The sequence below is a fragment of the Mycolicibacterium helvum genome, assembly GCF_010731895.1.
Classification (GTDB): Bacteria; Actinomycetota; Actinomycetes; order Mycobacteriales; family Mycobacteriaceae; genus Mycobacterium; species Mycobacterium helvum.
Genome location: NZ_AP022596.1, coordinates 3,982,873 through 4,005,815, shown reverse-complemented (window position 1 = coordinate 4,005,815; position 22,943 = coordinate 3,982,873). Strand labels below are relative to the sequence as shown.

The following is a 22,943-nucleotide window of genomic DNA, read 5'->3' as shown; positions in this document are numbered from 1 at the left end:
GCACTAGGTCACTTCGAGGTAGCGCGCGAGCTCCCACTCAGGGACGTATCCGTCGCGCAGGGACTCATACGTGGACGCCTCCGACACGCGTGACGCGGCATAGTGATCGACGAAGTCGTCGCCGTACCACAGTCGCGCCAATGCCGAATTATCGAGCGCCGCAGCAGCTTCCCGAAGTGTGGCGGGAAAAAGACGAGCTTGGGTGTCGGCGTAAGCCGCGCCCGTCGACGCCTGCGGAGGCTCGATGCGATGCAGAATGCCGTGCAGACCCCCATCGAGGCTGGCTGCGATCGACAGGTAGGGGTGGAAGTCGGCTCCGCCGCGGCGGTGCTCCAGCCGGGTCGCCGACCGCGAGTCGGTGATGACCCGCAGGCACGCCGCCCGGTTGTCGATACCCCAACTGATGTTGACCGGCGCGAAGAACTTCGGGTCGAGCCTGCGGTAGGAGTTCGCGTACGGGCATTGGAAGACCGACACTTCGCCGGCGGTGGCCACAACGCCGCCCACGTAGTGACGGAACAACTCCGACATTCCTGTACTTGTGCCGTCCTCGGGGCAGAAGACGTTGCTGCCGTCCCGCAACAAGCTCTGATGCAAGTGGGCGCCGACGCCTTCCTGCTGCATATCGGGCTTGGCCACGAAGCTGGCGATCATGCCGTGGCGTCGCGCTACGTCCTTGCAGGCCTGTTTGAAACGCGCGGCGTTGTCGGCAGCCTGCAGTGGCGGCACCGGCGACAACGCGGCTTCCAGCATCCCGTAGCCGAGTTCAGTGGAGAATGCTTCGACTTCGATGCCGTAGGCGCACAGGACAGCATCGAGTTCGGTGATGAACTCGCCATGATCGGGCCAGCGATGGACGCTGAGGGTCTGGCGGGTGTGCCCTACCGGACGTAAACGGCCAGGCAGCTGTTCGGGGCGGGCGGTCTGGGCATCTTCGACGCGATAGAGATAGAACTCCAACTCGACCCCGATCAGGGCGTCGAATCCCGCCTCAGCCAATCGGGTACAGGTGCGCCGCAGCGCGGAGCGACCGTCGAACTGCACCGGCTGACCGGCTTTAGTCTGAACATCGCAGATGACCGCTGCCACACCGTCTTCCAGCGGAGCTTGGCGCAGCGTCGACCAGTCCGGCAGCGCGAAGAAGTCGGGGAACCCGTGATCGGGGGTGGCGATCGGGACGTCGTAGGCGCCGTCATCGACGCTCAGCGCGTAGAAGAACTCGGGAAGCCCGATGCCGCCCAGCGACAACGCCTTGTCCACAGTGACGTATTTGCCGCGTAGCCGACCGTCGGTGTCGATGAACTCGACCCGCACCCGACGGGTCTTCCACTGCTCAAGTTTCTCCGCAGCCTCCCGTCGCGCTTGGGTGCCAACAGGCGCTACGCCGTTCTGCCGATGGGCGTAGTCAGTGCTGTTACTGGGCATCGGTGGACTCCTTCACGTGGCTGTCAGTGGCCGTCTCCTCGGACGCGGGGTGAAGTCCATCTTCACCCGTGCCGGGATGCGTCGTCCCGACAAACCATCCGATGACAGCGACCACGACATAGATCAGCGGTGACCACGCCACGATCGCCGACGTGGAACCTGTCAGTCCGGCGAAGTTGCTCAGCACGATCGCCAGGAACACGATGAGGGCGATCGCCGCGGTTAGCGGCGACAGGGTGGTCGTCCACCACCGGCGGTCATGGCTCCGTCTGAAGAAGACGAAGATGGCCACCGCGCACATGATCTCGAGGGCGAAGATCGCCACCGAGCCCAGCACTCCGAGGATCGCCGCCACCTGCAGGTACGGATCTAGTTGAGCGATGCGGCACCCGATCAGGACCGCGGCCAGGATGACGGCCAGCGTGATGCCAGCATTGGCCGGCGAGCCGTGCTTCGGATGAACCCGGGCCAGACGCCACGAGGGCGCCAGCGTGCGCGACATGTTCAGGGCGTACTGCGCCGTGGTGTTGAATACCACGATCAATGTGGCGAAAAGGCTCGTCATCAGGACGATTTCGAAAGTCAGGCCCATCCACGACCCGAGGTTGGCGCTGGCGACCATGGGTACCAACTGTCCCGAATCAGGCCCCTGGGCGATGGTGATCGCTTTGTCCGCACCCACGCCCGCCAAGACCACCCAGGCACCGGTCGCAAAGACAGTGAACAAGATGATGACACCGATCATGGTGGCACGGCCGATGGTTTTCTCCGGGCGCCGGACGTGGTTGGTAAACACCGCGGTGACCTCGAAGCCGACGAAACACAAAAACGCCAGCGCGAGCGCGAATCCAGGAGATCCGCTGAAGATCTGGGCCGGCGAGAAGCTGGCCAAGGGAAATGCAGACGGGCCCTGCCGGATCACCACGGCGATGGCCAACGCACCGAGAATGATGAATTCGACAGTCAGAAAACATGCGGTGACTAGTGCACTTTCCTTCACGCCGAAGAACATCAACACCGCGGCGATCGCGACGAACCCGACCGCCCATAGGGACCAGTCCAAGCCAAGGCCGAGCCGCGTGCGGAAAAAGGTGCTCACAAAATAGGACAGCAGGGCGGCGACGAAAACTGTGATGACGGCGTAAGCGGTGGTGGCGACGAATCCTGCTGCAACGCCGGCGCGGGTTCCGAGTCCGGCGCGGATGAAGCCGAAGAAGCCTCCGGCGGCGGGCAGGGCCTGCGCGATCGCTGCATACCCGAACGCGAAGATCACCAGCACAACTCCGACGAGAACGAAGGCGCCCGGTGTGCCGATGCCGTTACCGACACCGAGCATGAGGGGAACTGTTCCCACCACCACCCCGACCGGCGAGGCCATCGCCACCACCATGAGGGCCAGGGTCATCGTGCCCATGAGCTTGCGCGGTGGTGACGACGTCGATGTTTGACCGGCGGTGACCATGTTTATTTCCTCACCTGATAGTGCCAACCGAAACGATATCCGGCGGTGTGAGCAGGCACACTATCACCGCCTCACAATGCTATGGAAGACATAAAATAGTGATGCATTGGAACGCCCAGCTATCCACTCCAGCACCGTTGTGGCATCACTATTTTATGTATTACATCTTATGTTGATGCGATGCTAGTCTGCCTGATGAGCGGCGGCATCTCGGCCGCATTCCGCCATCACCAAGGGATGGGACACCGAACATGCCCACTGAAGCCCACGCGGCCGTGCTGCGCGCAGGCACGAATGACCTGGCCATCGAAACCGTCGATCTGCCTGACCCAGGACCGGGTCAGGTACTGATCCGCAACTTGGGCGCCGGTGTTTGTCACAGCCAGTTACACGAGATCCGTGCCCGCCGCGATACGACGTACTTTCTTGGCCATGAGGCATGCGGCATCGTCGAGGCAGTCGGCCCCGATGTCGTAGCCGTCGAACCTGGCGATGCGGTCTCGGTGTCATGGGTCCCGCGACCGGGCCAGGGCAGCCCCTGGCGCGCTGGGGCGACGCTGCGCAACGGTGAATACGCCACCACCGACGAAATGGTGTTCACCTGGGGCACCCACAGCCTGGTCGATCAGCGATACGCCGTGCGGATCAGCGACGCCGTGGCCAGTGACGCGGCAGCGGTTCTGGGATGCGCTGTGCTCACTGGCGCTTCGGCGGTGGTGCGCACGGCCCAGGTGCCCGCCGGAGCCAGCGTGATCGTTTGGGGCGCAGGCGGCGTCGGGCTTTCTGCGATCGCTGCGGCGCGCCGGTCGCGGGCCGGGCTTATCGTGGCCGTCGATGTCTCGCAGGACAAGCTCGCCCTCGCCCGCGATTTCGGCGCGACGCACACCGTCAACGCCGCCGACAGCGATCCCCTGCCTGCACTGCTCGATCTCACCTCACGGCCGGACCAGCCCGCTGGTGCCGATTTCGTTTTCGACTGCGTCGCAAAGCAATCGACGTTAGATACCGCGTTGTCGGCCGTTCGTCGCGGCATCCTCGGAAGCTCACGGGGTGGACAGCTGGTGGTGGTCGGCGTGCCGGCCCCCGGTGTCGGCATTTCCGCGCGCGACCTTCTGATCGGGCAGAAGACAGCCACGGCCAGCCTCGGTGTGCCGGCCGATATCGGCAGCGAGATTCCCATGCTGGCGCAATGGTGCGAAGCCGGTGACATCGACGTGCAGGCGCTGGTGACCGACCGCTACGCACTGCAGGACATCAACCAGGCCGTCGCCGACCTCGCCAACGGCCGGGTCCGCGGTCGAGCCATCTTGACCTTCGCCTGAAACCGCCGGCCCAGAACGGGCCGAACCGACCACCCAGGAGTCCACTGTGAGTACTCATCCTTTTTCTGCGGCGCAGGCCTATCGGCAGATGGCCCTCATCCGCCGGTTCGAAGAACAGATCCTCGATCTCGGCCGTGAAGGCGTCATCGCTGGTTCAATCCATCTGTGCCTTGGCCAGGAGGCCATTCCCGTCGGAGCCCTTGCTGCTCTGCAGGAACAAGATCGGGTGCTGTCGACCTATCGAGGACACGGCTGGGCCTTGGCGTGCGGCACCGACCCAGAAGCATTGATGGCCGAAATTGCGCAGCGCGGCAACGGAGTTAACGGCGGCCGAGCCGGCTCCCCCTTGCTGAGCGATCCCGACCACGGATTCCTCGGTGAGAACTCCATTGTCGGAGCCGGCGTTCCGATCGCTGATGGAGTGGCGTTGGCCTCCCAGTACCTGGGTACCAATCGCGTCGTGGTGACCTCGGTCGGCGATGGCGCCATGAATCAGGGCGCGACGACCGAAGGCATGATCTTTGCTGCGGCACGCAATCTGCCGGTCATTTTCTTGTGCGAGAACAACGGCTGGGCCGAGATGACCGCCATTTCCGGAATCAACCGGGTGCCCGATCTGGCCGAGCGCAGCCACGGGCTCGGCATCGAAAGCCACGTCGTGGACGGCAACGACCCCTTCGCGGTGTACGAGGCGGTCGGGGCGGCCGCGGCGAAGTGCCGATCCGGCGAGGGCCCAATTCTTCTGGAATGCAAGACCTCCCGACTGTCGGGACATTACAACAAGGACATCCAGCACTACCGCCCCGAGGCGGACGCTGACGCCGCCCGAGCCGCTGACCCACTCCCCCGACTGATCCTGCGTGCCCTCGACGAAGGCGCACTGACCGAGGATGAGATCGACGATATCGACGAGCAGGTCTACAAACTCATCGACTCCATCGCCCAGCGTGTACGAACCGCGCCGGACCCCGTCGTCGCCGACGTCTACACGCACGTGCTGGCACCCGACACAACCAGCGACACAAGGCCGACAAGCCCAGTGGAACCGGCCAAAGAGCTCAGCTACTTGCGGGCAATCAACCTCGCACTGCGCACGGAGATGGACAACCGCCCCGAGGTCGCCATCTGGGGCGAAGACGTCGGATTTGCCGGCGGCATCTTCGGCGTGACTCGCGGTCTGCAGAAAGACTACGGAGAGCGTCGCATCTTCGACACTCCGATCGCCGAAGCGGCGATCCTGGGCGCCGCTGTTGGCGCGGCCATGGAGGGGATGCGCCCGGTCGTGGAAATCATGTGGGCCGACTTTCTCTTCGTCGCGCTCGATCAGATCATCAACCAAGCAGCCAATGTGCGGTACGTCAGCCGCTCACGGCTCACCGCCCCGATGGTCGTGCGCATGCAGCAAGGTGTCACGCCCGGATCGTGCGCTCAGCACTCGCAGAGCATCGAGGCCATTCTGGCGCACATCCCGGGCATCAAGGTCGGCTTGCCCGCCACCGCCCAGGACGCATATTCCATGACCCGCGCAGCCATCGCCGACCCCGACCCGACAATCCTCATCGAACACCGCAGCCTCTACCAAGAAACGGGATCGGTGACAGCCGGTGGCGAGGTGCAGGCAGCGGCCGGCGCACGCAAGCACCGTGACGGCTCCGATCTGGCGATCATCACCTGGGGCTCCATGCTGCACGAAGCGCTCTCGGCTGCTGATGATCTAGCGCTCAACGGCATTCACGCGTCCGTGCTCGATCTGAGGTGGTTGCGTCCCCTCGACGACGCAGCGATCGCGGACGTCGTGCGCGCCGCCGGCGGACGTGTCGTGGTCGCACACGAAGCCAATCTCACCGCAGGTTTCGGTGCCGAGATTGCCGCCCACATCACCGAACGGCATTTCGACATCCTGGCCGCGCCGGTTTCCCGGATAGGCCTCAACGATCTACGCATGCCCTCAGCGCCCGTCCTGCAAGCCGCGGTATTGCCACGCGCCGCCGACATCGTCGACGCTGCACGCAAACTGGTGACACCAGCACACGTCTGAGCCTGCAACAGAGACGCCAACGAGATGGTCAGCGCCGCGTGGTTGTGCGCCCAGGTGCCGGAAAGCGGCGCACTACCGCGCCAAGACAGTTCCGGAAGATCGGCGAACATGTGACCGGGCATGACCGATGGGAATGGCGGCTTCGCGCCCGCTGCCGCGCTGAGGATCCGTCGCTGTTCTTCCACCCCGAGGGCGAACGCGGCGTGGCACGCACGCGTCGTGAGCAATTGGCCAAACAGGTCTGCGCGCAGTGCCCGGTCATCGACTCGTGCCGACATCACTCACTGGCCTATGTCGAAGCGTTCGGCACCTGGGGCGGACTATCCGAAACCGAGCGGAGCCGTCTCCTGCCGCCACACGTGTCCAACCTGCGCACGCATCGCAGCTATGCGGGACGCGCATCGCATTGATCCCTCACCGAAGCCGCAGTCCGGTGCCACCCGTCACCTGCTGCGGTCGGCCGATTCACCTCTCCACCACCCAACACAAGGAACAGTTCATGCCGGTTGCAGTGACCTTGCCCGATCTCGGAGAGAGCGTTAGTGAAGCCCTCGTCAGCCGATGGCTGCGCTTCCCCGGTGACCTCGTCGAAGAAGGCGAACCATTGCTTGAAGTGTCCACTGACAAAGTCGATACCGAGGTCAGCGCCCCAGCTTCAGGCCGTCTCATCGACATCGTGCCTGACGAAGGACAGACGCTCCCCGTCGGCGCTACCCTCGCGTTCATCGACGACACCCCCGTTGGCGCCGACGACAACACTCCGAGCACGTCGGATCAGAGCGCGAGTGAGGCCAACACCTCTACCGCCATCCAAAACCCGACAGATTCCGAAAAGCCTTACGTAACACCGTTGGTACGTCGGCTGGCCTCAGAGCACGGCATCGAACTGACCAGTATCCAGGGCAGCGGCGTCGGCAACCGTATCCGCAAGTCTGATGTCCTCGCCGCCGCGAGCGCGGCCGGCAGCACGTCCGGGCATCCCGATGACTCAGTAGCCGCGCACGCACCCAATCTCTACCTGAGCCCTCTAATAGACCTTCGCGTCAGACAGCGCGGCCTCGACACCTCAGCGCTACGCGGCAGCGGCCATAACGGTCGCATTCGCCTGCACGATCTTTCGCCTCATCGCACTGCGCCCGCCGTGCACGCGCCGCGGCCGGACCGCACCGAGAAGCTCACTCGACTGCGATCGGTGATCGCCACTCGGATGGTTGATTCTCTGCAGACCTCGGCGCAGTTGACGACCGTCGTCGAAGTCGACGTCACGTCTGTCAACGAATTGCGCAAGCTGCACGGGCCCGCTTTCTTCGCCGCGCACGGGGTCCGGCTGTCCTTCACTCATTTCTTCCTGCGCGCAGCGGTCGACACGCTCGCCGACTTCCCGGCGTTGAACGCGTCGATCGATACCGGCGCGGGCACTGTCACCTATCACGGCGCCGTCCACCTCAATGTCGCGGTTGATACCGATCGCGGACTGCTAGCACCGGTCATCCGTAACGCGGACGGCTTGCGCATCCACGAAATCGCCACTGCCACTGCGGATCTTGCAGGGCGAGCACGCAGCAACACGCTGAGTGTCGATGAGCTATCCGCGGGTACGTTCACCGTTACCAACACCGGATCCCGGGGCGCCCTCTTCGACACTCCCATCATCAACCAGCCCCAGGTCGCCATCCTTGGCACCGGCGCGGTCGTAGCTCGTGCCACCGTCACCCTGGACAAGGACGGGCATCAGATCGTCGATATCCGCGATATGGCCTACCTGTCCCTCACCTACGACCACCGGCTCATAGACGGAGCCGACGCGGCCAGGTTCCTCACCGCGATCAAAGCCAAACTCGAACTGGCACAGTTCACCGAGGAGCTGTCCACGCGCGAACAACGCAGCTGACATCGACAGCCTCGCCGCCGATGTGGAAAACCTGACGTCGGAGCGGGAACCGTTGACGGAACACGATCGGGAGTTGCGGGCCGTCGGGGGCTCAGTGGCCCTGTGGTGGTGGCGGCGGGAGGTCGCCACCACGGTCGGACTACTCGTTGTTGTTGCCGGATTTCAGCGGGTTTCAGTGTTCTCGACGATGCGGTCGCTGACGCGGGCGCTGGCGAAGTAGCCGACGAGGAAGAAGACGACCGGCACGAGTCCCATCAGGACCGCCAGCGTGGTGGTGCCACCGACGATGGTGGTCAGGTTGCTGACGATGAGGATGAGGCACGCCGCCAGGACGAGTACCGCCGCGACGGCGACGACCACCGTGGCGGGGTATCCGCCCTTTCGGGCGAAGAAGGTGGCTACGGCGGCCGCGGTGAGAAACCATAGGAAGGCGAGTCCGGTGATGCCGATTCCGCCCATGGGGCCAAAGATCTCCAGGAGTGGATCCAATTGCAGGATAGCGAAAATGCCCATGATGATCACCGAGATGATGGTGACGACCAGCGAGGCACGCGATGGTGCGTCGTGGCGGGGGTGGGCTTGACCCCAGGAGGCGGGGAGCAGTCCATGGTTGGCGATCACGAATTTGTAGCGTGCGGCGATGTTGTGGAAGGACAGGGCTGCGGCAAACAGACTGACGGTGAGCAGGACCTGGGTGACGTCGCGGCCGATGGCGCCGAGGAATGCCCCGGCGGTGTTAATGGTGAAGTTGTCCGGGTCTGTGGTGGCGACGGCGACGGCTTGGTTTCCGCCGTTGCCTTCGATGAGTGCCCAGCTTGACAGTGCGTAGAAGACGGCGATGATGCCGACTGCCCAGTAGGTAGCGCGGCGGATGGTTTTTTGAGGGTCCTTGGCTTCGTCGCGGAAGATGGCGGTGGCTTCTACGCCGACGAATCCGAAGAGGGCGAACAAGATCGCCACCCCCAGCCCGCCGCCGATGCCGGAGGTTGTGAAGGAGTCGAAGGTGAGGCCGTGTGATCCGCCGCGGGCGAAGATGACGGCGTCCAGGATGACGACGATGGCGATTTCGGATACCAGGAAGATTCCGAGGACTTTCGCGCTGACTTCGATGTGGCGGTAGCCCAGGAATCCGGTGATGGCGATGACGATGGCGGTCATGGCCCACCACGGGAGGTGTGGGCCGCCGTAGTCAGAGATGAGGTTGGCCAAGGTGGCACCCAGGTAGCCGTAGACGGCTAGCAAGGTGGAGCTGTAGGCGGCGTAGGCGACCAGAGCTGAGGCCAGGCCGAAGCGGCGGCCGAGACCTTTTTCGATGTAGGCGTAGAAGGCGCCCGCTTTGGTGACAAAGTGAGTCATGGCTACGAAGCCGGCTGCGAAGAGAGTGAACACCACCCCGGCGACGAGGAATCCCACCGGCGCGCCGACTCCCTGACCCAGGGTGAGCATCAATGGCACGTTGGCGCTCAATGTGGTCAGGGGTGCGGCTGCGGCGACCACCATCAGCACGATGGCGGCGGTGCCGAGGTTGCCGCGCAGCCGTGGCGACCCGCTATCTGGGTCGATCTGCGTTCCAAGGATCTCTGACATGGACATTCTCTCTGGCTGGGGGCCGGATCGCTCCGGCGTTCAAAGGCTTCTTGACGGGCAAGTGTCGCGCATCACTATGATCCTCACGACAGACATTTTGTCGGATCACAGGTGAGCTTCCGCCGGATTGTCGGGATCATCGACCAGGAAGTGGCCGACGATCAAGGTGGACATCGAGCTGGGGACCGGTGAGTGAATTACCAACACGCCTGCGACAATTCAGCAACTAGGCCGGCGTGGTTGGGGACGGAGCGGAATGCCGCCACGGGCGCATTACAGCCAGTGGCACGCTAGGGCCCCGTGGGACGCCGACGTCGTTGTCGCGGCGTTCAGACGGATCGGTTCGTGACGACCAGTGGTGTCGATCCCAGACCGGTGAGGTCACCGCAGGGCGGCTGTGGTTCCTGGTCGGTGCTGGTGGCCGCTGCACGGGACAGCCAATGCGCGATGGCGGTGTTGTGCTGGCCCAGTGTTGGTGGAGCGCTGTGGTTTCGCCGGAGCAGGGAGTGCCCGTCGGCGGTTTCGATACGCACCGCGGGCCCTGGTAATTCGACCCGGCCAGCATGCGGATCTTGAACTTCGATGACCAGTCCTTGGCTTCGGGTCTGTTCCCAGGTGTAGACCTCGTCGATGGTGCGGATCACCCCGGCCGGGACGCCCGCGGCCGCCAGCGCGGCGACGACCTCCTTGCGAGATTTGGTGCTGAAGGCCTGTTTGATGAGCGCGGTGAGTTCGTTGCGGTGGGCGACCCGGGCAGCATTGTTGTCGAATCGATCGTCGTCGGCGCCGTCGACCAGTGGTTGTAGGCGCCGCCAGATCGGTTCACTGCCGCAGGCGATGAGCACGTGACCATCGCGGCAGGCGAAGCTGCCGTAGGGGGCAATCGACGGGTGGTGATTGCCAGTCGGGACGGCGACTTCACCGGCCACAGTCCACTTCGATCCGACGAAGGTGTGGGCGCTGACCCCGGCAGCTAGCAGCGAGGTCCGCACGACGGATCCGTCAGCGCCGCGTTGCCGGTCAAACAGTGCCGCCAGGGCGCCGACAGCGCCGTGGACACCGGCCAGGACATCGGTGACGGCCACGCCGATGCGGGTCGGGTGTTCAGGACTGTCTCCGGTGACTGCCATCAGTCCTGTTTCGCCCTGGGCTATTTGGTCATAACCCGGCCGGCCGCCTTCGGGGCCGTCGTGCCCGAATCCTGAGATCGACAGGATCACCAGGCGCGGGTTGAGATCGTTGAGTACCGTCGGTGAGAAGCCGAGCCGGTCGAGGGCTCCGGGACGGAAGTTCTCGATCAGGACGTCGGCGCGGACGATCAGTTCGCGCAGTGCCTGGGCGCCGGCGTCGGATTTGAGGTCGAGCTCGACGGATTCCTTATTGCGGTTGACCGACATGAAGTAGGTGGACTGGCGGTCTTCGGGGGCTCCGACGAACGGTGGCCCAAACCCGCGGGAGTCATCGCCGCATTCTGGGGTTTCGATCTTGATGACTCGGGCGCCAAGATCGCCGAGGATCATTGCTGCCATCGGGCCGGCAACGGCACGCGAAAGATCGAGTACGACAAGGCCATCGAGCGGACCGATGGGTGCCGATGTGGTGGCTGTCGTCACTGGGCGATCCTGACTGAGATGTGCTTGCGCCGGGTGTAGCTGTCGAGCATGCCTTCGAGCGAGAATTCGGCGCCGATTCCGCTTTGTTTGACTCCACCGTAGGACTGGCCGAGAGCTTGTCCGCCGCCCTGGTTGATCTGGACCCAGCCTGCTTGCAGGCGGTGCGCGGTGCGCAGTGCGGTCGCGATGCCTTTGGACCAGATGAACGCGGATAGGCCGTAGTGGGAGTCGTTGGCCATGGCGATCACGTCGTCTTCGTCGTCCCACGGGATGATGCACAGGACCGGGCCGAAGATTTCCTCGCGGGCGATGCGCCAGGAGTTTTGCACGTCGGCGAACACCGTTGGCTGCACATAGAAGCCGTGCTGGCCGCCGTCGGGCAGTCCGCCGGCCAGCAGGGTGGCGCCGGGCTGGTCGATGCCCTCGGCGATGAACCCGCAAACCCGTTCGTACTGTTTGCGATTGACGATGGAGCCGATGTCAGAGGTCTCATCGAGCGGGTCGCCGACGCGGAACTGCGCGATCGCGGCGAGCAGTTTGTCGGTGAACGAGTCGGCGATGGAGCGGTGCAGGAACAACCGCGATCCGGCGGTGCAGGACTGGCCTTGGCGGAAGAAGCGCATGGCGCTGACCACTCCGTTGACGACGTCGTCGTCATCAGAGTCGGGGTAGACGATCTGCGGGTTTTTGCCGCCGAGTTCCAGGGAGACCGGAACGATGCGATCTGCGGCCTTGGTCATAATGCGCCGACCGACGGCCGTGGACCCGGTGAACGACAGCTTGTCCACGCCGGGGTGTGCGGTCAGCGCTTCACCGGCTTCGGGTCCGAAGCCGGTGACAACGTTGAGTACGCCGTGGGGTAGGTGGCGTTGGCAGATCTCGGCGAGTTTGAGGACGGCGAAGGGGGCGTCTTCGGCAGTTTTGAGCACCATCGTGTTGCCCATCAGCAAGGCAGGGGCGATCTTGACGGCGGCGAGCATGAGGGGGGCGTTCCACGGGATGATCGCGCCCACCACGCCCAGCGGTTCGCGGCGCGAGTAATCGAGCACGTCGAGGTTGATCGGGATGGTCTCGCCTTTGGCTTCTTGGGCCAGGCCGCTGAAGAAGCGGAAGCAGTCGACCACAAACGCTGCCTCACCGCGGGTTTGGGTGCGCAACGCGTTGCCGTTCTCGGCCGAGCACAGCCGCGCTAAGTATTCCACTTCCGGTTCCAGGGCATCGGCGATCGCGCGGAACACCGCGCCGCGGGCGCGCGGGGCGAAGTCGCTCCAGGCAGGCTGCGCGGAGCGCGCGGCCTGTATGGCGGCGTCGATCTCGGCTTCTCCGGCGCGAGGGACGCGTCCGAGGACGGTACCGTCGCGGGGGCTTTCCACTTCGATCCAGCCGGCGGCCGCCTCGTACGGCATTCCGTTGATCAGCATCGCGACATCGCCCACGGCGAGTACGTCAGAGGCAAGGGTGTTGGTCATCAGACCAGTCCACCGCAGCGGCAGCGCTCGGAAACCCTACGCCGTGTCGGATTGCACGGGGCTTTCCGACACGTCGTCGAACAGGGCTTTGGCGATGACCGCGACGTGCAGCGAGGTTCGGATCCGCGGATTATCGAGTTCCACACCGAGGATCGATTCGATTTTGGCCAGCCGCTCATAGAGCACCGGGCGCGAGAGCAGGAGCCGCTTAGCGGCATCGGCTTTGCTACCCCGGGTGTCGAGGAAGACCGTCAGCAGGGTCGTCAGCGCGGTGCCGCGCTGTTGGTCGTAGTCGAGCAGGGCGCCCAGTTCGCGGCGGACGTAGAGCTCCAGGCGTTCGTCGTCGCGCAGTAGGTGAAGCAGCCCGCGGACATGGACATCGGCCAGCGTCACCCAGGGGCGGGACTCGCTGATGTCGGTGGAGGCCAGGATGGTTCGCGCGTCGATCAGTGTGCGGAAGGTGTCCTGCAGACGGTGCACCAGTTCCCCTCGGGCGATGGTCACCGCCGTCACCTTGCGCAGTTCGCTGGCCAGGGCAGTCATCAACGGGTCGATCTTGGTGATTGCCGGGACGCTGAGCAGGGCGATGACATGATCGGTGTCCAGGCCGACCAGCGCGGGGGTTTGGTGGGCGCGTGCCGCGGTGGTGACCGCTGATGCGATATCTGTCAGCGGTAGCTTTTTGACGCGTTCACCGTCGAGTTTCTGGCGCAGGGCCACCGCAACGAAGCAGCGGTCGCGGACCGTGAAATTGGCTGCTTCGCAGCGCAACAGCAGATCCTCGCAGAATCGGTCGGCACGTAGTTCGGTGAGCAGAGTGCTGTGGGTGGTCCGTTCCAGGCTGTCTCGCGCGCGGGCGCGCATCTGGTGCAGGGAGAGGGTGGCTGCTGCGCGCTCGACCAGCACGTAGTCGCGGCGACTGGGCAGCGTGGTGGTCATCAGGACCAACCGTCCCCAATCATCGCCGCGGGACCCGACCACGGTCATCAGCCATCCGGTATGGCGGTCATATCCGACCCGGCCAGACAAGGTGACTGCGCGGGAGCGGCGGTTCCAGTCGGCGAGCACCTCAGCGGTCGGCCGACCGGCGGTGTCGTAGTTGATGATCTGATGCCGTGCTGATTCCAGGACCACTGGCACTCCAGCCAATCGCACTACCGCGGAAAGTATTTCGTCGGGCCTGGCGGCGTCGACGTCGAGGCGGGTAAAGATTTCGTGGATGCGTTCGCTCGCGGTGAGATCTTCGATGCGTGCTTCCAGTATGCGTCCGCCCACTTCTTCGACCACCGCGGCAAAGCGCACTTCCCGGTGCAGGGCGACCAGAACGAGGCCAGCATGTTCGCATGCGGTGATGAGGGCCTGCGGCAGGTTGTTGGCCCAGCGCCGGCCGAGTTCGATGATCAGGCCGGCCACGCCGGCGTCGGCCAACGAGCGCACATACCAGCTTATGTCTTTGGCACTGTCAGACAGGAAAATGCCTGTGGTCAAGACGATTTCGTCGCCCCGTAGCAGATGGGCGATGTCGGCGACCTCGGCGGGATGCAGCCATCGGACCGGGCGGTCCAGGTGGGACTGCCCGGCGAGGATTTCTTGGTCTGAGGCTGCCAGCAGCGGTGTCGACAACACCTGGCGCACCGTTGGGAGCATGGTTCCTCCACTTCGTTGCCCTGGTCAGTGGTTGAACACGACCAGGTCGCGCAGGGTATTGCCCTGTTCCATGGCGGTGAAGGCCTGGTCGATATCGGCCAGGCCAATACGTGAGCTGACCATCTCCTCGAGCAGTAGGCGCCCGTCGAGGTACATGTCGACGTAGGTGGGCATGGCTACCCGGAAGTTCTGCGAACCCATGTAAGAGCCCTGCAAGGTCCGGTCATCGAGCAGCAGCCGTCCCTGTACGGGGAAGGTTTTGCCGGCCGGCATCAGCCCGATGATGGTGGCGGTGCCGCCGACGGTCAGCGTTTCCAGAGCCGCGGCTGCGGTCACGGCGCCGCCGACGGCTTCCAGGCAGTGGTCTACCCCGCCGCCGGTGAGTTCGAGGATGCCGGTCACGGCGTTGGTGTCGCTGGCGTCGATGACGTCGGTGGCGCCCATGAGGGCGGCGATGGGGAGCTTGTCGGCGCTGGTGTCCACGGCAATGATGCGAGATGCCCCGCTCAGACGGGCGCCTTGGATGGCGCTCAATCCGATTCCGCCGCAACCGATCACGGCGACGGTCTGGCCGGGTCGCACGCGGGCCTTGTTCAGGACCGCGCCCAGTCCGGTGGTCACCCCGCAGCCCAGGAGCGCGGCCAGGTCCAGGGGCATGTCCTTGGTGATCCGCACGGCCGCGGATTCGTGGACCAGCAGTTGTTCGGCGAAGCTGGAGACGCTGAGGAACTGGTGGACCTCGTGGCCGTCGCGGTGCAGGCGCGGGTTCTGGCCTTCGTGGCGCAGGCTGTGTACGCCGCTGCACAGGTAGCTGCGGCCGTTGAGGCAGCGGTCGCATTTGCCGCAGAAGGTGGCCAGGCAGGTGATGACGTGGTCGCCGGCGGCGAAATCTTGTACTTCGCTGCCGACTTCGATGACGATGCCAGCCGATTCGTGGCCGAGGATGGTGGGCCGCGGGATGTCGAACACACCGCGGAGGTGGTAAAGGTCGCTGTGACACAGCCCGGCTGCGGCCGTGCTGATGAGCAATTCGTGGGGACCGACGCGGTCGACGTCGACGTCCTGGACAACGAGGGTGTCAGCGTCGTCGGTGAGAACGGCTGCTTTCATGGGATGGTCTCTCCGGGTGAGGGTTTCGCTGGGTGCAACGGCCGGTTCGTGGGCGGTCGTTGGCGTGGGGCTGTGTTGGATGGGCCGGGTCAGGCGGTACTGATGTAGACGCTCTTGGTTTCGGTAAATTCCAGGGCTGCATCGGGACCGAGTTCGCGGCCTATGCCGGATTGTTTGAAGCCGCCGAATGGCGCCTGGTAGCGCACCGCGGAGTTGGAGTTGATCGACAGGTTTCCGGCTTCGATGCGCCGGGCCGTACGTAGCGCCTGCCCGATGTCGCGGGTCCAGATCGAGCCGGCCAGTCCGTAGGTGGTGTCGTTGGCGATGCGTACGGCGTCGTCGTCGTCATCGAAGGGGATCACGGTGACGACGGGGCCGAAGATCTCTTGGGTGGCGGTCGGTGCGCGCCCGTCATCGGAGCGGATGACGGTGGGCGGGAACCAGTAGCCCGGACCTTCAGGGATGTCGGCCTGGACGACGATCTGTGGCTTGTCGGCCAGGAAAGCGCTCACCCGCTCTCGGTGGGTGGCGCTGATCAGGGGTCCAACATGTGTGTCGGCGTGGGTGGGGTCACCGACGACGACGCTTCGCACGGCGGGCACAAGCAGTTCGATGAATTCGTCGATAACCGACCGTTGGACGAGCAGCCGCGACCGGGCACAGCAGTCTTGTCCGGCGTTGTCGAAGACACCCATCGGTGCAGCTTCGGCGGCGGCTTTGAGGTCGGCGTCGGCGAACACGATGTTGGCCGATTTACCGCCCAGCTCAAGGGTCACGCGCTTCAGATTGCGCGCCGCACTGGTCATGACCGTGCGGCCGACGGCGGTGGATCCGGTGAACACCACTTTGCCGACGTCGGAGTGGTCGAGCAGGGTCTGGCCGACTGCCGGCCCGGTGCCGGTGACCACCTGCACGACGTTGTCGGGAAGGCCGGCTTCGGTGGCCAGTTCGACCAGTCGCAGCGTCGTCAGCGGGGTGAGCTCGGAGGGCTTGAGGATGACGACATTGCCGGCTGCCAGGGCAGGCATCATTCCCCAGACGGCGATCATCAGTGGAAAATTCCACGGTGCGATCACCGCGACAACGCCGACCGGTTCGTGGAAGGTGATGTTGATGCCGCCGTCGACGGGGATTTGCTTGCCAATCAAACGTTCTGCGGCGCCAGCATAAAACAGCATGCAGTCCACGATCTTGCGCAATGTGAATCGTGAATTGTTCAACGTGTGGCCGCAGTTTCGGGTTTCGAGCTGAGCCAGGTTCTCCATATCGGCTTCGACGGCCAGGGCGAAGCGTTGGAGCAGGCGGGCGCGGTCGGCGGCGCTGATGGAGCGCCAAGTGTTCATGGCCGCACTGGCGCGGCGCACGGCGTGTTCGGTGCGTGCCTCGTCGAGCATCTCGACGGTGGCGATGATGTCCTCGGTGGCGGGGTTGATGACCTCGGCGTGCACGTGCGTTATGTCCTTTCGAATCCGCGGGCGCGGTCCCAGTCGGTGACCGCGGCGTCATGGGCTCGCACTTGTTGATGGGCTGCGTTGGCGTAGTGGTGAACGACCTCGTCGCCGAACGCCTTAGCGGCGATCGCGCTGTTCTCCCACAGCTGAGCTGCCTCGCGCAGCGTGGTCGGCATCCGCACCGCGTCCGATTCGTAGGCGTTGCCGTGCGCGGCGGGGGGAAGTTCCAGTTGGTTTTCCACGCCGTGCAGGCCGGCAGCGATGACCGCGGCGACAGCGAGGTAGGGGTTGACGTCACCGCCCGGAGTGCGGTTTTCCAGGCGCAGGGCGCGGCCCTCGCCCAACACACGCAGGGCGCAGGTGCGGTTGTCGCGGCCCCAGCTGATGACCGTCGGGGCGAATGTTCCGTCCTGGAATCGTTTGTAGGAGTTGATGTTCGGCGCCACCGCCAGGCTCAGTTCGCGTGCGGCGGCGAGCTGGCCGGCCAGGAAGTGCTCGAAGGTGGCCGAGAAGCCTTTGCCGCCGGCGCCGGGGAACACCGGGTTGCCGGCCTCGTCGATCAGCGAAAGGTGCACGTGACATGAGTTGCCCGCGCCCTCGTCGTATTTAGCCATGAAGGTGATCGAGACGTCGTGATCGACGGCGATCTCTTTGGCGCCTTCTTTGTAGACGACGTGGTTGTCGCAGGTGCTCAGCGCGTCGGCGTATTTGAAGCCCAGTTCGAACTGTCCGTTGTGGACTTCACCTTTGATGGCTTCGACTTGCATTCCGGCGTCGCGCATCTGGCGGCGGATCTGACGCATGAGAGGCTCGGCTTTGGCGGTGGCCGAGATGGCGTAGTCGATTGAGTGATGGGTGCTCAGCCGTAGGCCGTGGTAGTTGGCCGCGTGCGCCTGCGCGTAGCTCTGGTCAAACAACAGGAATTCGAGCTCGGTGGCCACCAAAGCTTGCCAGCCGTGCTCGGCCAGCCGGGCTAGTTGGCCGCGCAGGATTTCCCGGGGGGACTGGGCGACCACTCCCCCGCCGATCCAGCAGGCATCGGCGATGACCAGCGCGGTGCCCGGCATCCAGGGCAGCCGTCGCAGGGTGTTCAGGTCAGGGGCCAGTTCGAAGTCACTGAGCCCGTCGGCCCACCCGGCGATGTCGAATCCGTCGACGATCTGCATGTCGATATCGCGGGTGATGAGGTAGGCGCACGCCCCCACACCGGAGTCGATGGCGTCGTTGAGGAAGTAGTTCGCGTCCAGGCGCTTGCCGACCAGGCGGCCTTGCATGTCGGGCATGGCCACCACGACGGTGTCGATCGCGTCGGTGGCCACCTCCTCGCGGAGTTGGTCGAGGGTCAGTGGTGGGTGCACGGGAAGGTTCCTCTCAGGCCGGCAGGTACTGCGTCGTTGGGGCTGGGTTCAAGGGCGGCGGACTGTGGTCTTGTAATGGGTTGCGAAGGGCGCACGCGGCGACGAAAGCCGCGATTAGGGCATTGGATTCGGCGACTTCGGGATGCCACTGAACGGCCAGGACCTGACCGTTGAGACCTTCGAGAGCCTCCACCGTGCCATCGGTGGCCCATGCCACCGCGCGCAAGGGTGCTGCGATGGCGTCGACCGCCTGGTGGTGATAAGTCGGCACGTCCGCGGTGATTCCGAGGACTGCGGCCAGGTGGCTGTCCTCGGCCATGCGCACGGCGTGGGTGGCGAAAGCGCCGACGACCGGGTTGTGGCAGTCGCTTGCAACCACGTCGGGCAGGTGCTGGATCAGGGACCCGCCCAGGACCACGTTGATCAGCTGCGCGCCGCGGCAAATGCCGAGCACTGGCGTACGGGCGGCCAGTGCGTGCGTGATCAGCGCGCCCTCCCAATCATCGCGGAAAGTGTCGAACGGGCCCGCGGCGGGATGAGGCTGTTGCCCGTACAGGTCAGGGTGCACGTCCGGGCCGCCCGGTAGCAGCAGCCCATCCAGGGTTTGGACCGCGCGGGCCGCCTCCTCGCCCGATCCGCCGAGGGGCAGGAGGACCGGGATGCCACCGGCACGTCGGACGTGCTCGACGTAACCGGGGGTCTGCAGGTAAGCCCGGCCCGACCACACCCGCCAGTCGGCGCTCTCGAACGCGATCGGGATACCGATCAGCGGGCCGGCTGCCGTAGCGGCGTCGGGTGAAGCGGCGCACTTTTTGGTCACACCAAAAAGTAAATCACAGGCGGTTTTTGGTCGCAATGGTGTGAACAATTCAGGATGGGATTAGATTGACTTCGACGGGCGAAGTCCGCTGAGAGGGGCTTGCATGGCACATCCGGACAGCGTGGAGTCCGACAATCTCGCCGGAGATCGCGCCCTGCGCAACCCATTCGAGGAAGCGCTCGGGCAACTTGTAGCCAGGATCCGCGCCGGTGAGCTGCCCGCGGGGTCACGCCTGCCTCCCGAGCGTGACCTCAGCGACGAACTCAACGTCAGTCGCACCACCCTGCGCGCGGTGATCAGAGCGCTGCAGCAGGCCGGGCTCGTGCGCACCCAGCGCGGCCGCAGCGGGGGCAGCTTCGTGCTGTGGCAATCCGATAGCGACACCGCAGCCCAGCATCGCCTCAGTGAACAGATGAAGCGCCGCCTGTTGGACATGCTGCGCTTTCGAACCGTCTTGGAACCCGGGGCTGCGGCGCTGGCCGCGCGGCGTGAACTCAGCGATGAGCAGGTCGGCATGCTGCAAGAACGCCTGGCCGCGGCGACATGTCACGGGCCGGAGTTTCGTCTCGCCGATGTCGAACTCCACAGCTACATCGCGGAGCTGGCCGAGTGCAACGCCCTGAGCGAGGCGATCGCCAACGTACAGCTCATCCTCAATGAGACTCTGCTGCAAGTGGTTCCGTTCATGGGGCCGGCCCTGGAACATTCCCACCAGCAGCACGCCCAAATTGTTGCGGCGATCTGCTCGGGAAACGCCGCCAAGGCACACGAGGTCATGCACGATCATGTTGGGGCGACCGAAGAGCTGATCAGAACGTTTCTGGACTAGCCGCCGACACCGCGGCGCCGCGCTGGCTCCCACGTGCGGTGGTGCGTCAGAGGTAACACAAGGCGCGGTGTCGGCGACCCTCAAACTCGTCGAGTTCGCTAAGGGTAGAGCCCCCGCTGCTGGTGGGCCAAGGCGACCCGTTCAACGGCCATCACGGTGGCCGCAGTGCGCAGCGGGACATTTAAGGACTCGGCCCGCTCGCAGACACCGCGCCACGCCTGCTGCATGCGGTCCGCCAGCCGGGAATCGACATCCTCAGCACTCCACCAGTACGCCTGATTCGCTTGCACCCATTCGAAATAGGACACGATCACCCCGCCGGCATTGGCCAAAATGTCGGGTACCACCAACACCCCGCGCTCGTTGAGGATCCGGTCTGCTTCTGCGGTGGTGGGACCGTTGGCGCCTTCTACGATGACCGCGGCCTGGACGTCGAAAGCATTGGCGGCGTTGATGGTTCCTTCGATCGCGGCCGGAACCAGCAGATCGACGGGCAAACTCAACAGTTTGGAGCCTAGGATAACCTCGGCGGCGGCGTAGCCGCGTACGCTGCCGTGCCGGTCGACGTAGGCTTCCAGATCGGCCACGTCCAACCCGCCGGCGGCGAACACCGCGCCATAGGCATCACTGACCGCGCACACCCGCACCCCTGCCTCGACCAGGAAGCGCGCCGCGTGGCGTCCCACCTTTCCGAAGCCCTCGACCGCGGCAGTAGCGCGCGTGGCGGTGATTCCTCGATACGCGAGTGCAGCCAGCGCCACATCGACCACGCCGCGGGAGGTAGCCGTGGCCCGGCCCAGTGATCCGCCCAGGCTCAAGGGCTTGCCGGTGGTGACGCCCAGGGTGGTGTAACCGGCCTGCACCGAATAGGTGTCCATCATCCAGGCCATGGTCTGTTCGTTCGTGCCCACATCGGGTGCGGGGATGTCGCGCTCGGGACCGATCAGCGGACTGATCTCACTGGTGTAGCGGCGGGTAACCCGTTCCAGTTCTGCTAGCGAGTACTGCCCGGGATCGATGCAAACACCACCTTTGGCTCCGCCATAAGGGACGTCGAGCAGAGCACATTTCCACGTCATCCACATCGCCAGCGCGCGAACCTCGTCAAGGGTGACGTCGGGGCTGAACCGCACCCCACCTTTGGCGGGGCCGCGCGAGAGGTTGTGCTGGACGCGGTGACCGGTGAACACCTCGACACGACCGTCATCGCGTCGCAACGGGATGCTGACGGTGATCTCACGTCGCGGGGCTCGCAAGGTGGCCGCTAGCCCGGCGTCCAGGCCCAAAAGTTCCACGGCGCGGTCCAACTGAGTATGCGCATCGGTCAGCGGATTGGCCACGCCGACGTCCTGCAACGGCAACAACGGGCTCATAGGTGGGCTCTTCCTCGAATGAATGGATGACAGGTCGTGTGGTTAGCCGTTGACATGGCGGTCGGCCACATTCAAGGCGTCATCGAGGATGTCCAGGCCCTCGTTGAGGTCGGATTCATCGATGTTGCAGGGCGGCACGACATGGACGCGATTGAAATTGGTGAACGGCAGCACCCCGCGTCCTTTCAGGTACCCGACCAGTTCGGTCATCGCCGGGCTGGTGCCGCCATAGGGGGCCAGCGGTTCTTTGGTATCCCGATCCCGGACCAGCTCGATCGCCCACATCACCCCGCGGCCGCGGACCTCACCGATGCTGGGGTGCCGGGCGGCCATGTCCTGTAGGCGCGGACCCAAGATCTCTGTCCCCAGATGTGCGGCGTGCTCGATCATCTGCTCATCGGCCATCGCAGTGATGGTCGCGACTGCAGCCGCCGCGGCCATCGGGTGACCGGAATAAGTCAGCCCGCCCGGGTAAGCCCGCTTGCCGAAGAAGTTCGCGATGCGATCGTTGATAGCGACCCCGCCCATCGGGATGTAGCCGGAATTGACGCCTTTGGCGAAGGTGAGCATGTCCGGGGTCACTCCCATGTCGCCAATGGCGAACCACGCTCCGGTACGGCCGAACCCACTCATCACCTCGTCGGCGATCATGACGATGCCGTACCGATCACAGATCTCGCGCACACCGGCCAGGTAACCCGGCGGCGGCACCATGACACCGGCAGTACCCGGCACAGACTCCAATACAACCGCCGCGATCGTATCCGGGCCCTCGAAGGCGATCGTCTGCTCCAGATGCTTCAGGGCGCGCTCGCACTCCTGGGTCTCGGTCTCGGCGTGAAACACCGTGCGGTACAAGAACGGACCCCAGAAGTGCAGCGTGCCGGTGTTGGCGTGATCGCTGGGCCAACGCCGAGGATCACCGGTCATATTGATCGCCGTGGTGGTCCCACCGTGGTAGGACCGATACGTGGTCAACACCTTGTAGCGGCCGGTGACCAACCTGGCCATCCGGACCGCGTGCTCGTTGGCGTCGGCCCCACCGTTGGTGAAGAAGATCCGATTCAGATCTCCCGGCGTGCGCGCGGCGATCAACCGGGCCGCCTCACTGCGCACATTGTTGGCATACGACGGAGCGATCGTGCACAACGTGTCGGCCTGCTCTTTAATGGCGGCAACCACTTTCGGATGCTGGTGCCCAATATTGGTGTTCACCAACTGACTCGACAAATCCAGGTACGACTTGCCGTCGCCGTCCCACACACGACTGCCTCGCGCGGACACGATCACCATCGGATCCAGGCTGTCTTGCGCCGACCATGAATGAAAGACATGTTCACGGTCGAGTCGATACGTCCGCTGGACGTCGGTCTCTGCGCTGGCACGATCAGTTACCACAGTCATAGCGTTGCTCCCCACAAAATCGGTGACGGGCGGATGTCGTGACCACCACGCTTCCGCACCCCCCCGGTCCCGGGCCACCAACACAACGTCGGAAACACCGCCCACCATCAGCAAAATGTCGGCACACCAAAGCCCGCCGGGAGG

General features: G+C 64.7%; 17 protein-coding genes. 5 read left to right on the top strand and 12 right to left on the bottom strand.

All coding sequences use genetic code 11. The features are described from left to right. Positions 1 to 3: 3 nt before the first annotated feature. Both G6N38_RS18815 and G6N38_RS18810 read right to left on the bottom strand, forming a co-directional pair. Positions 4 to 1,425, bottom strand: a complete 1,422-nt coding sequence (locus G6N38_RS18815) for a glutamine synthetase family protein (RefSeq protein WP_163749585.1) — start codon at positions 1,423 to 1,425, stop codon at positions 4 to 6. Further along, the gene (locus tag G6N38_RS18810) at positions 1,415 to 2,887 is read right to left on the bottom strand and encodes an APC family permease (RefSeq protein ID WP_163749584.1); all 1,473 of its coding nucleotides are present in this window, start codon (positions 2,885 to 2,887) and stop codon (positions 1,415 to 1,417) included. The genes G6N38_RS18815 and G6N38_RS18810 overlap by 11 nt, the downstream gene beginning before the upstream one ends. 251 nt (positions 2,888 to 3,138) lie before the next feature. Between G6N38_RS18810 and G6N38_RS18805 the strand changes: the two genes are divergently transcribed. From G6N38_RS18805 to G6N38_RS18790, 4 genes are all read left to right on the top strand, one after another. Further along, positions 3,139 to 4,209 (top strand): zinc-binding dehydrogenase, encoded by a 1,071-nt coding sequence (locus tag G6N38_RS18805; RefSeq protein WP_163749583.1) that lies wholly within the window; start codon positions 3,139 to 3,141, stop codon positions 4,207 to 4,209. A gap of 46 nt (positions 4,210 to 4,255) precedes the next feature. After that, entirely contained in the window at positions 4,256 to 6,247 is a 1,992-nt protein-coding gene (locus G6N38_RS18800; RefSeq protein ID WP_220101370.1) for an alpha-ketoacid dehydrogenase subunit alpha/beta, read from the top strand. A 110-nt stretch (positions 6,248 to 6,357) separates the two neighbouring features. Beyond that, on the top strand, positions 6,358 to 6,657 hold the full coding sequence (locus G6N38_RS18795) for a WhiB family transcriptional regulator (protein WP_246227295.1): 300 nt from the start codon (positions 6,358 to 6,360) through the stop codon (positions 6,655 to 6,657). Positions 6,658 to 6,746: 89 nt separating this feature from the next. Further along, positions 6,747 to 8,138, top strand: coding sequence for a 2-oxo acid dehydrogenase subunit E2 (locus G6N38_RS18790; protein ID WP_163749582.1), 1,392 nt, complete (start codon positions 6,747 to 6,749; stop codon positions 8,136 to 8,138). 162 nt (positions 8,139 to 8,300) lie between these two features. Here G6N38_RS18790 and G6N38_RS18785 read toward each other — a convergent pair whose 3' ends face one another. The 8 genes from G6N38_RS18785 to G6N38_RS18750 form a co-directional block, all read right to left on the bottom strand. Beyond that, on the bottom strand, positions 8,301 to 9,725 hold the full coding sequence (locus G6N38_RS18785; protein ID WP_163749581.1) for an APC family permease: 1,425 nt from the start codon (positions 9,723 to 9,725) through the stop codon (positions 8,301 to 8,303). Between the two features lie 329 nt (positions 9,726 to 10,054). Then, positions 10,055 to 11,338, bottom strand: a complete 1,284-nt coding sequence (locus G6N38_RS18780; protein WP_246227293.1) for a CaiB/BaiF CoA transferase family protein — start codon at positions 11,336 to 11,338, stop codon at positions 10,055 to 10,057. Continuing rightward, positions 11,335 to 12,807, bottom strand: coding sequence for an aldehyde dehydrogenase family protein (locus tag G6N38_RS18775; RefSeq protein WP_163749580.1), 1,473 nt, complete (start codon positions 12,805 to 12,807; stop codon positions 11,335 to 11,337). The genes G6N38_RS18780 and G6N38_RS18775 overlap by 4 nt, the downstream gene beginning before the upstream one ends. 36 nt (positions 12,808 to 12,843) lie before the next feature. Then, entirely contained in the window at positions 12,844 to 14,454 is a 1,611-nt protein-coding gene (locus G6N38_RS18770; RefSeq protein WP_163749579.1) for a PucR family transcriptional regulator, read from the bottom strand. A gap of 24 nt (positions 14,455 to 14,478) precedes the next feature. After that, the gene (locus G6N38_RS18765; RefSeq protein WP_163749578.1) at positions 14,479 to 15,564 is read right to left on the bottom strand and encodes a zinc-binding dehydrogenase; all 1,086 of its coding nucleotides are present in this window, start codon (positions 15,562 to 15,564) and stop codon (positions 14,479 to 14,481) included. Between the two features lie 89 nt (positions 15,565 to 15,653). Further along, positions 15,654 to 16,958, bottom strand: coding sequence for an aldehyde dehydrogenase family protein (locus G6N38_RS18760; protein WP_246228046.1), 1,305 nt, complete (start codon positions 16,956 to 16,958; stop codon positions 15,654 to 15,656). A gap of 59 nt (positions 16,959 to 17,017) precedes the next feature. Continuing rightward, the gene (locus G6N38_RS18755; protein WP_246227291.1) at positions 17,018 to 18,373 is read right to left on the bottom strand and encodes a glutamine synthetase family protein; all 1,356 of its coding nucleotides are present in this window, start codon (positions 18,371 to 18,373) and stop codon (positions 17,018 to 17,020) included. 13 nt (positions 18,374 to 18,386) lie between these two features. Next, positions 18,387 to 19,193 (bottom strand): gamma-glutamyl-gamma-aminobutyrate hydrolase family protein, encoded by an 807-nt coding sequence (locus G6N38_RS18750; RefSeq protein ID WP_163749576.1) that lies wholly within the window; start codon positions 19,191 to 19,193, stop codon positions 18,387 to 18,389. Positions 19,194 to 19,296: 103 nt separating this feature from the next. Between G6N38_RS18750 and G6N38_RS18745 the strand changes: the two genes are divergently transcribed. Then, complete coding sequence (locus G6N38_RS18745) at positions 19,297 to 20,022, top strand: FadR/GntR family transcriptional regulator (protein WP_163749575.1); 726 nt, start codon at positions 19,297 to 19,299, stop codon at positions 20,020 to 20,022. Between the two features lie 98 nt (positions 20,023 to 20,120). On the opposite strand, the gene G6N38_RS18740 is transcribed toward G6N38_RS18745, so the two are convergent. Further along, positions 20,121 to 21,395, bottom strand: coding sequence for a Glu/Leu/Phe/Val family dehydrogenase (locus G6N38_RS18740; protein WP_163749574.1), 1,275 nt, complete (start codon positions 21,393 to 21,395; stop codon positions 20,121 to 20,123). A gap of 42 nt (positions 21,396 to 21,437) precedes the next feature. Beyond that, positions 21,438 to 22,799: an aspartate aminotransferase family protein gene (locus tag G6N38_RS18735; protein WP_163749573.1), complete on the bottom strand. Its 1,362-nt coding sequence runs from the start codon at positions 22,797 to 22,799 to the stop codon at positions 21,438 to 21,440. Positions 22,800 to 22,943: the final 144 nt, after the last annotated feature.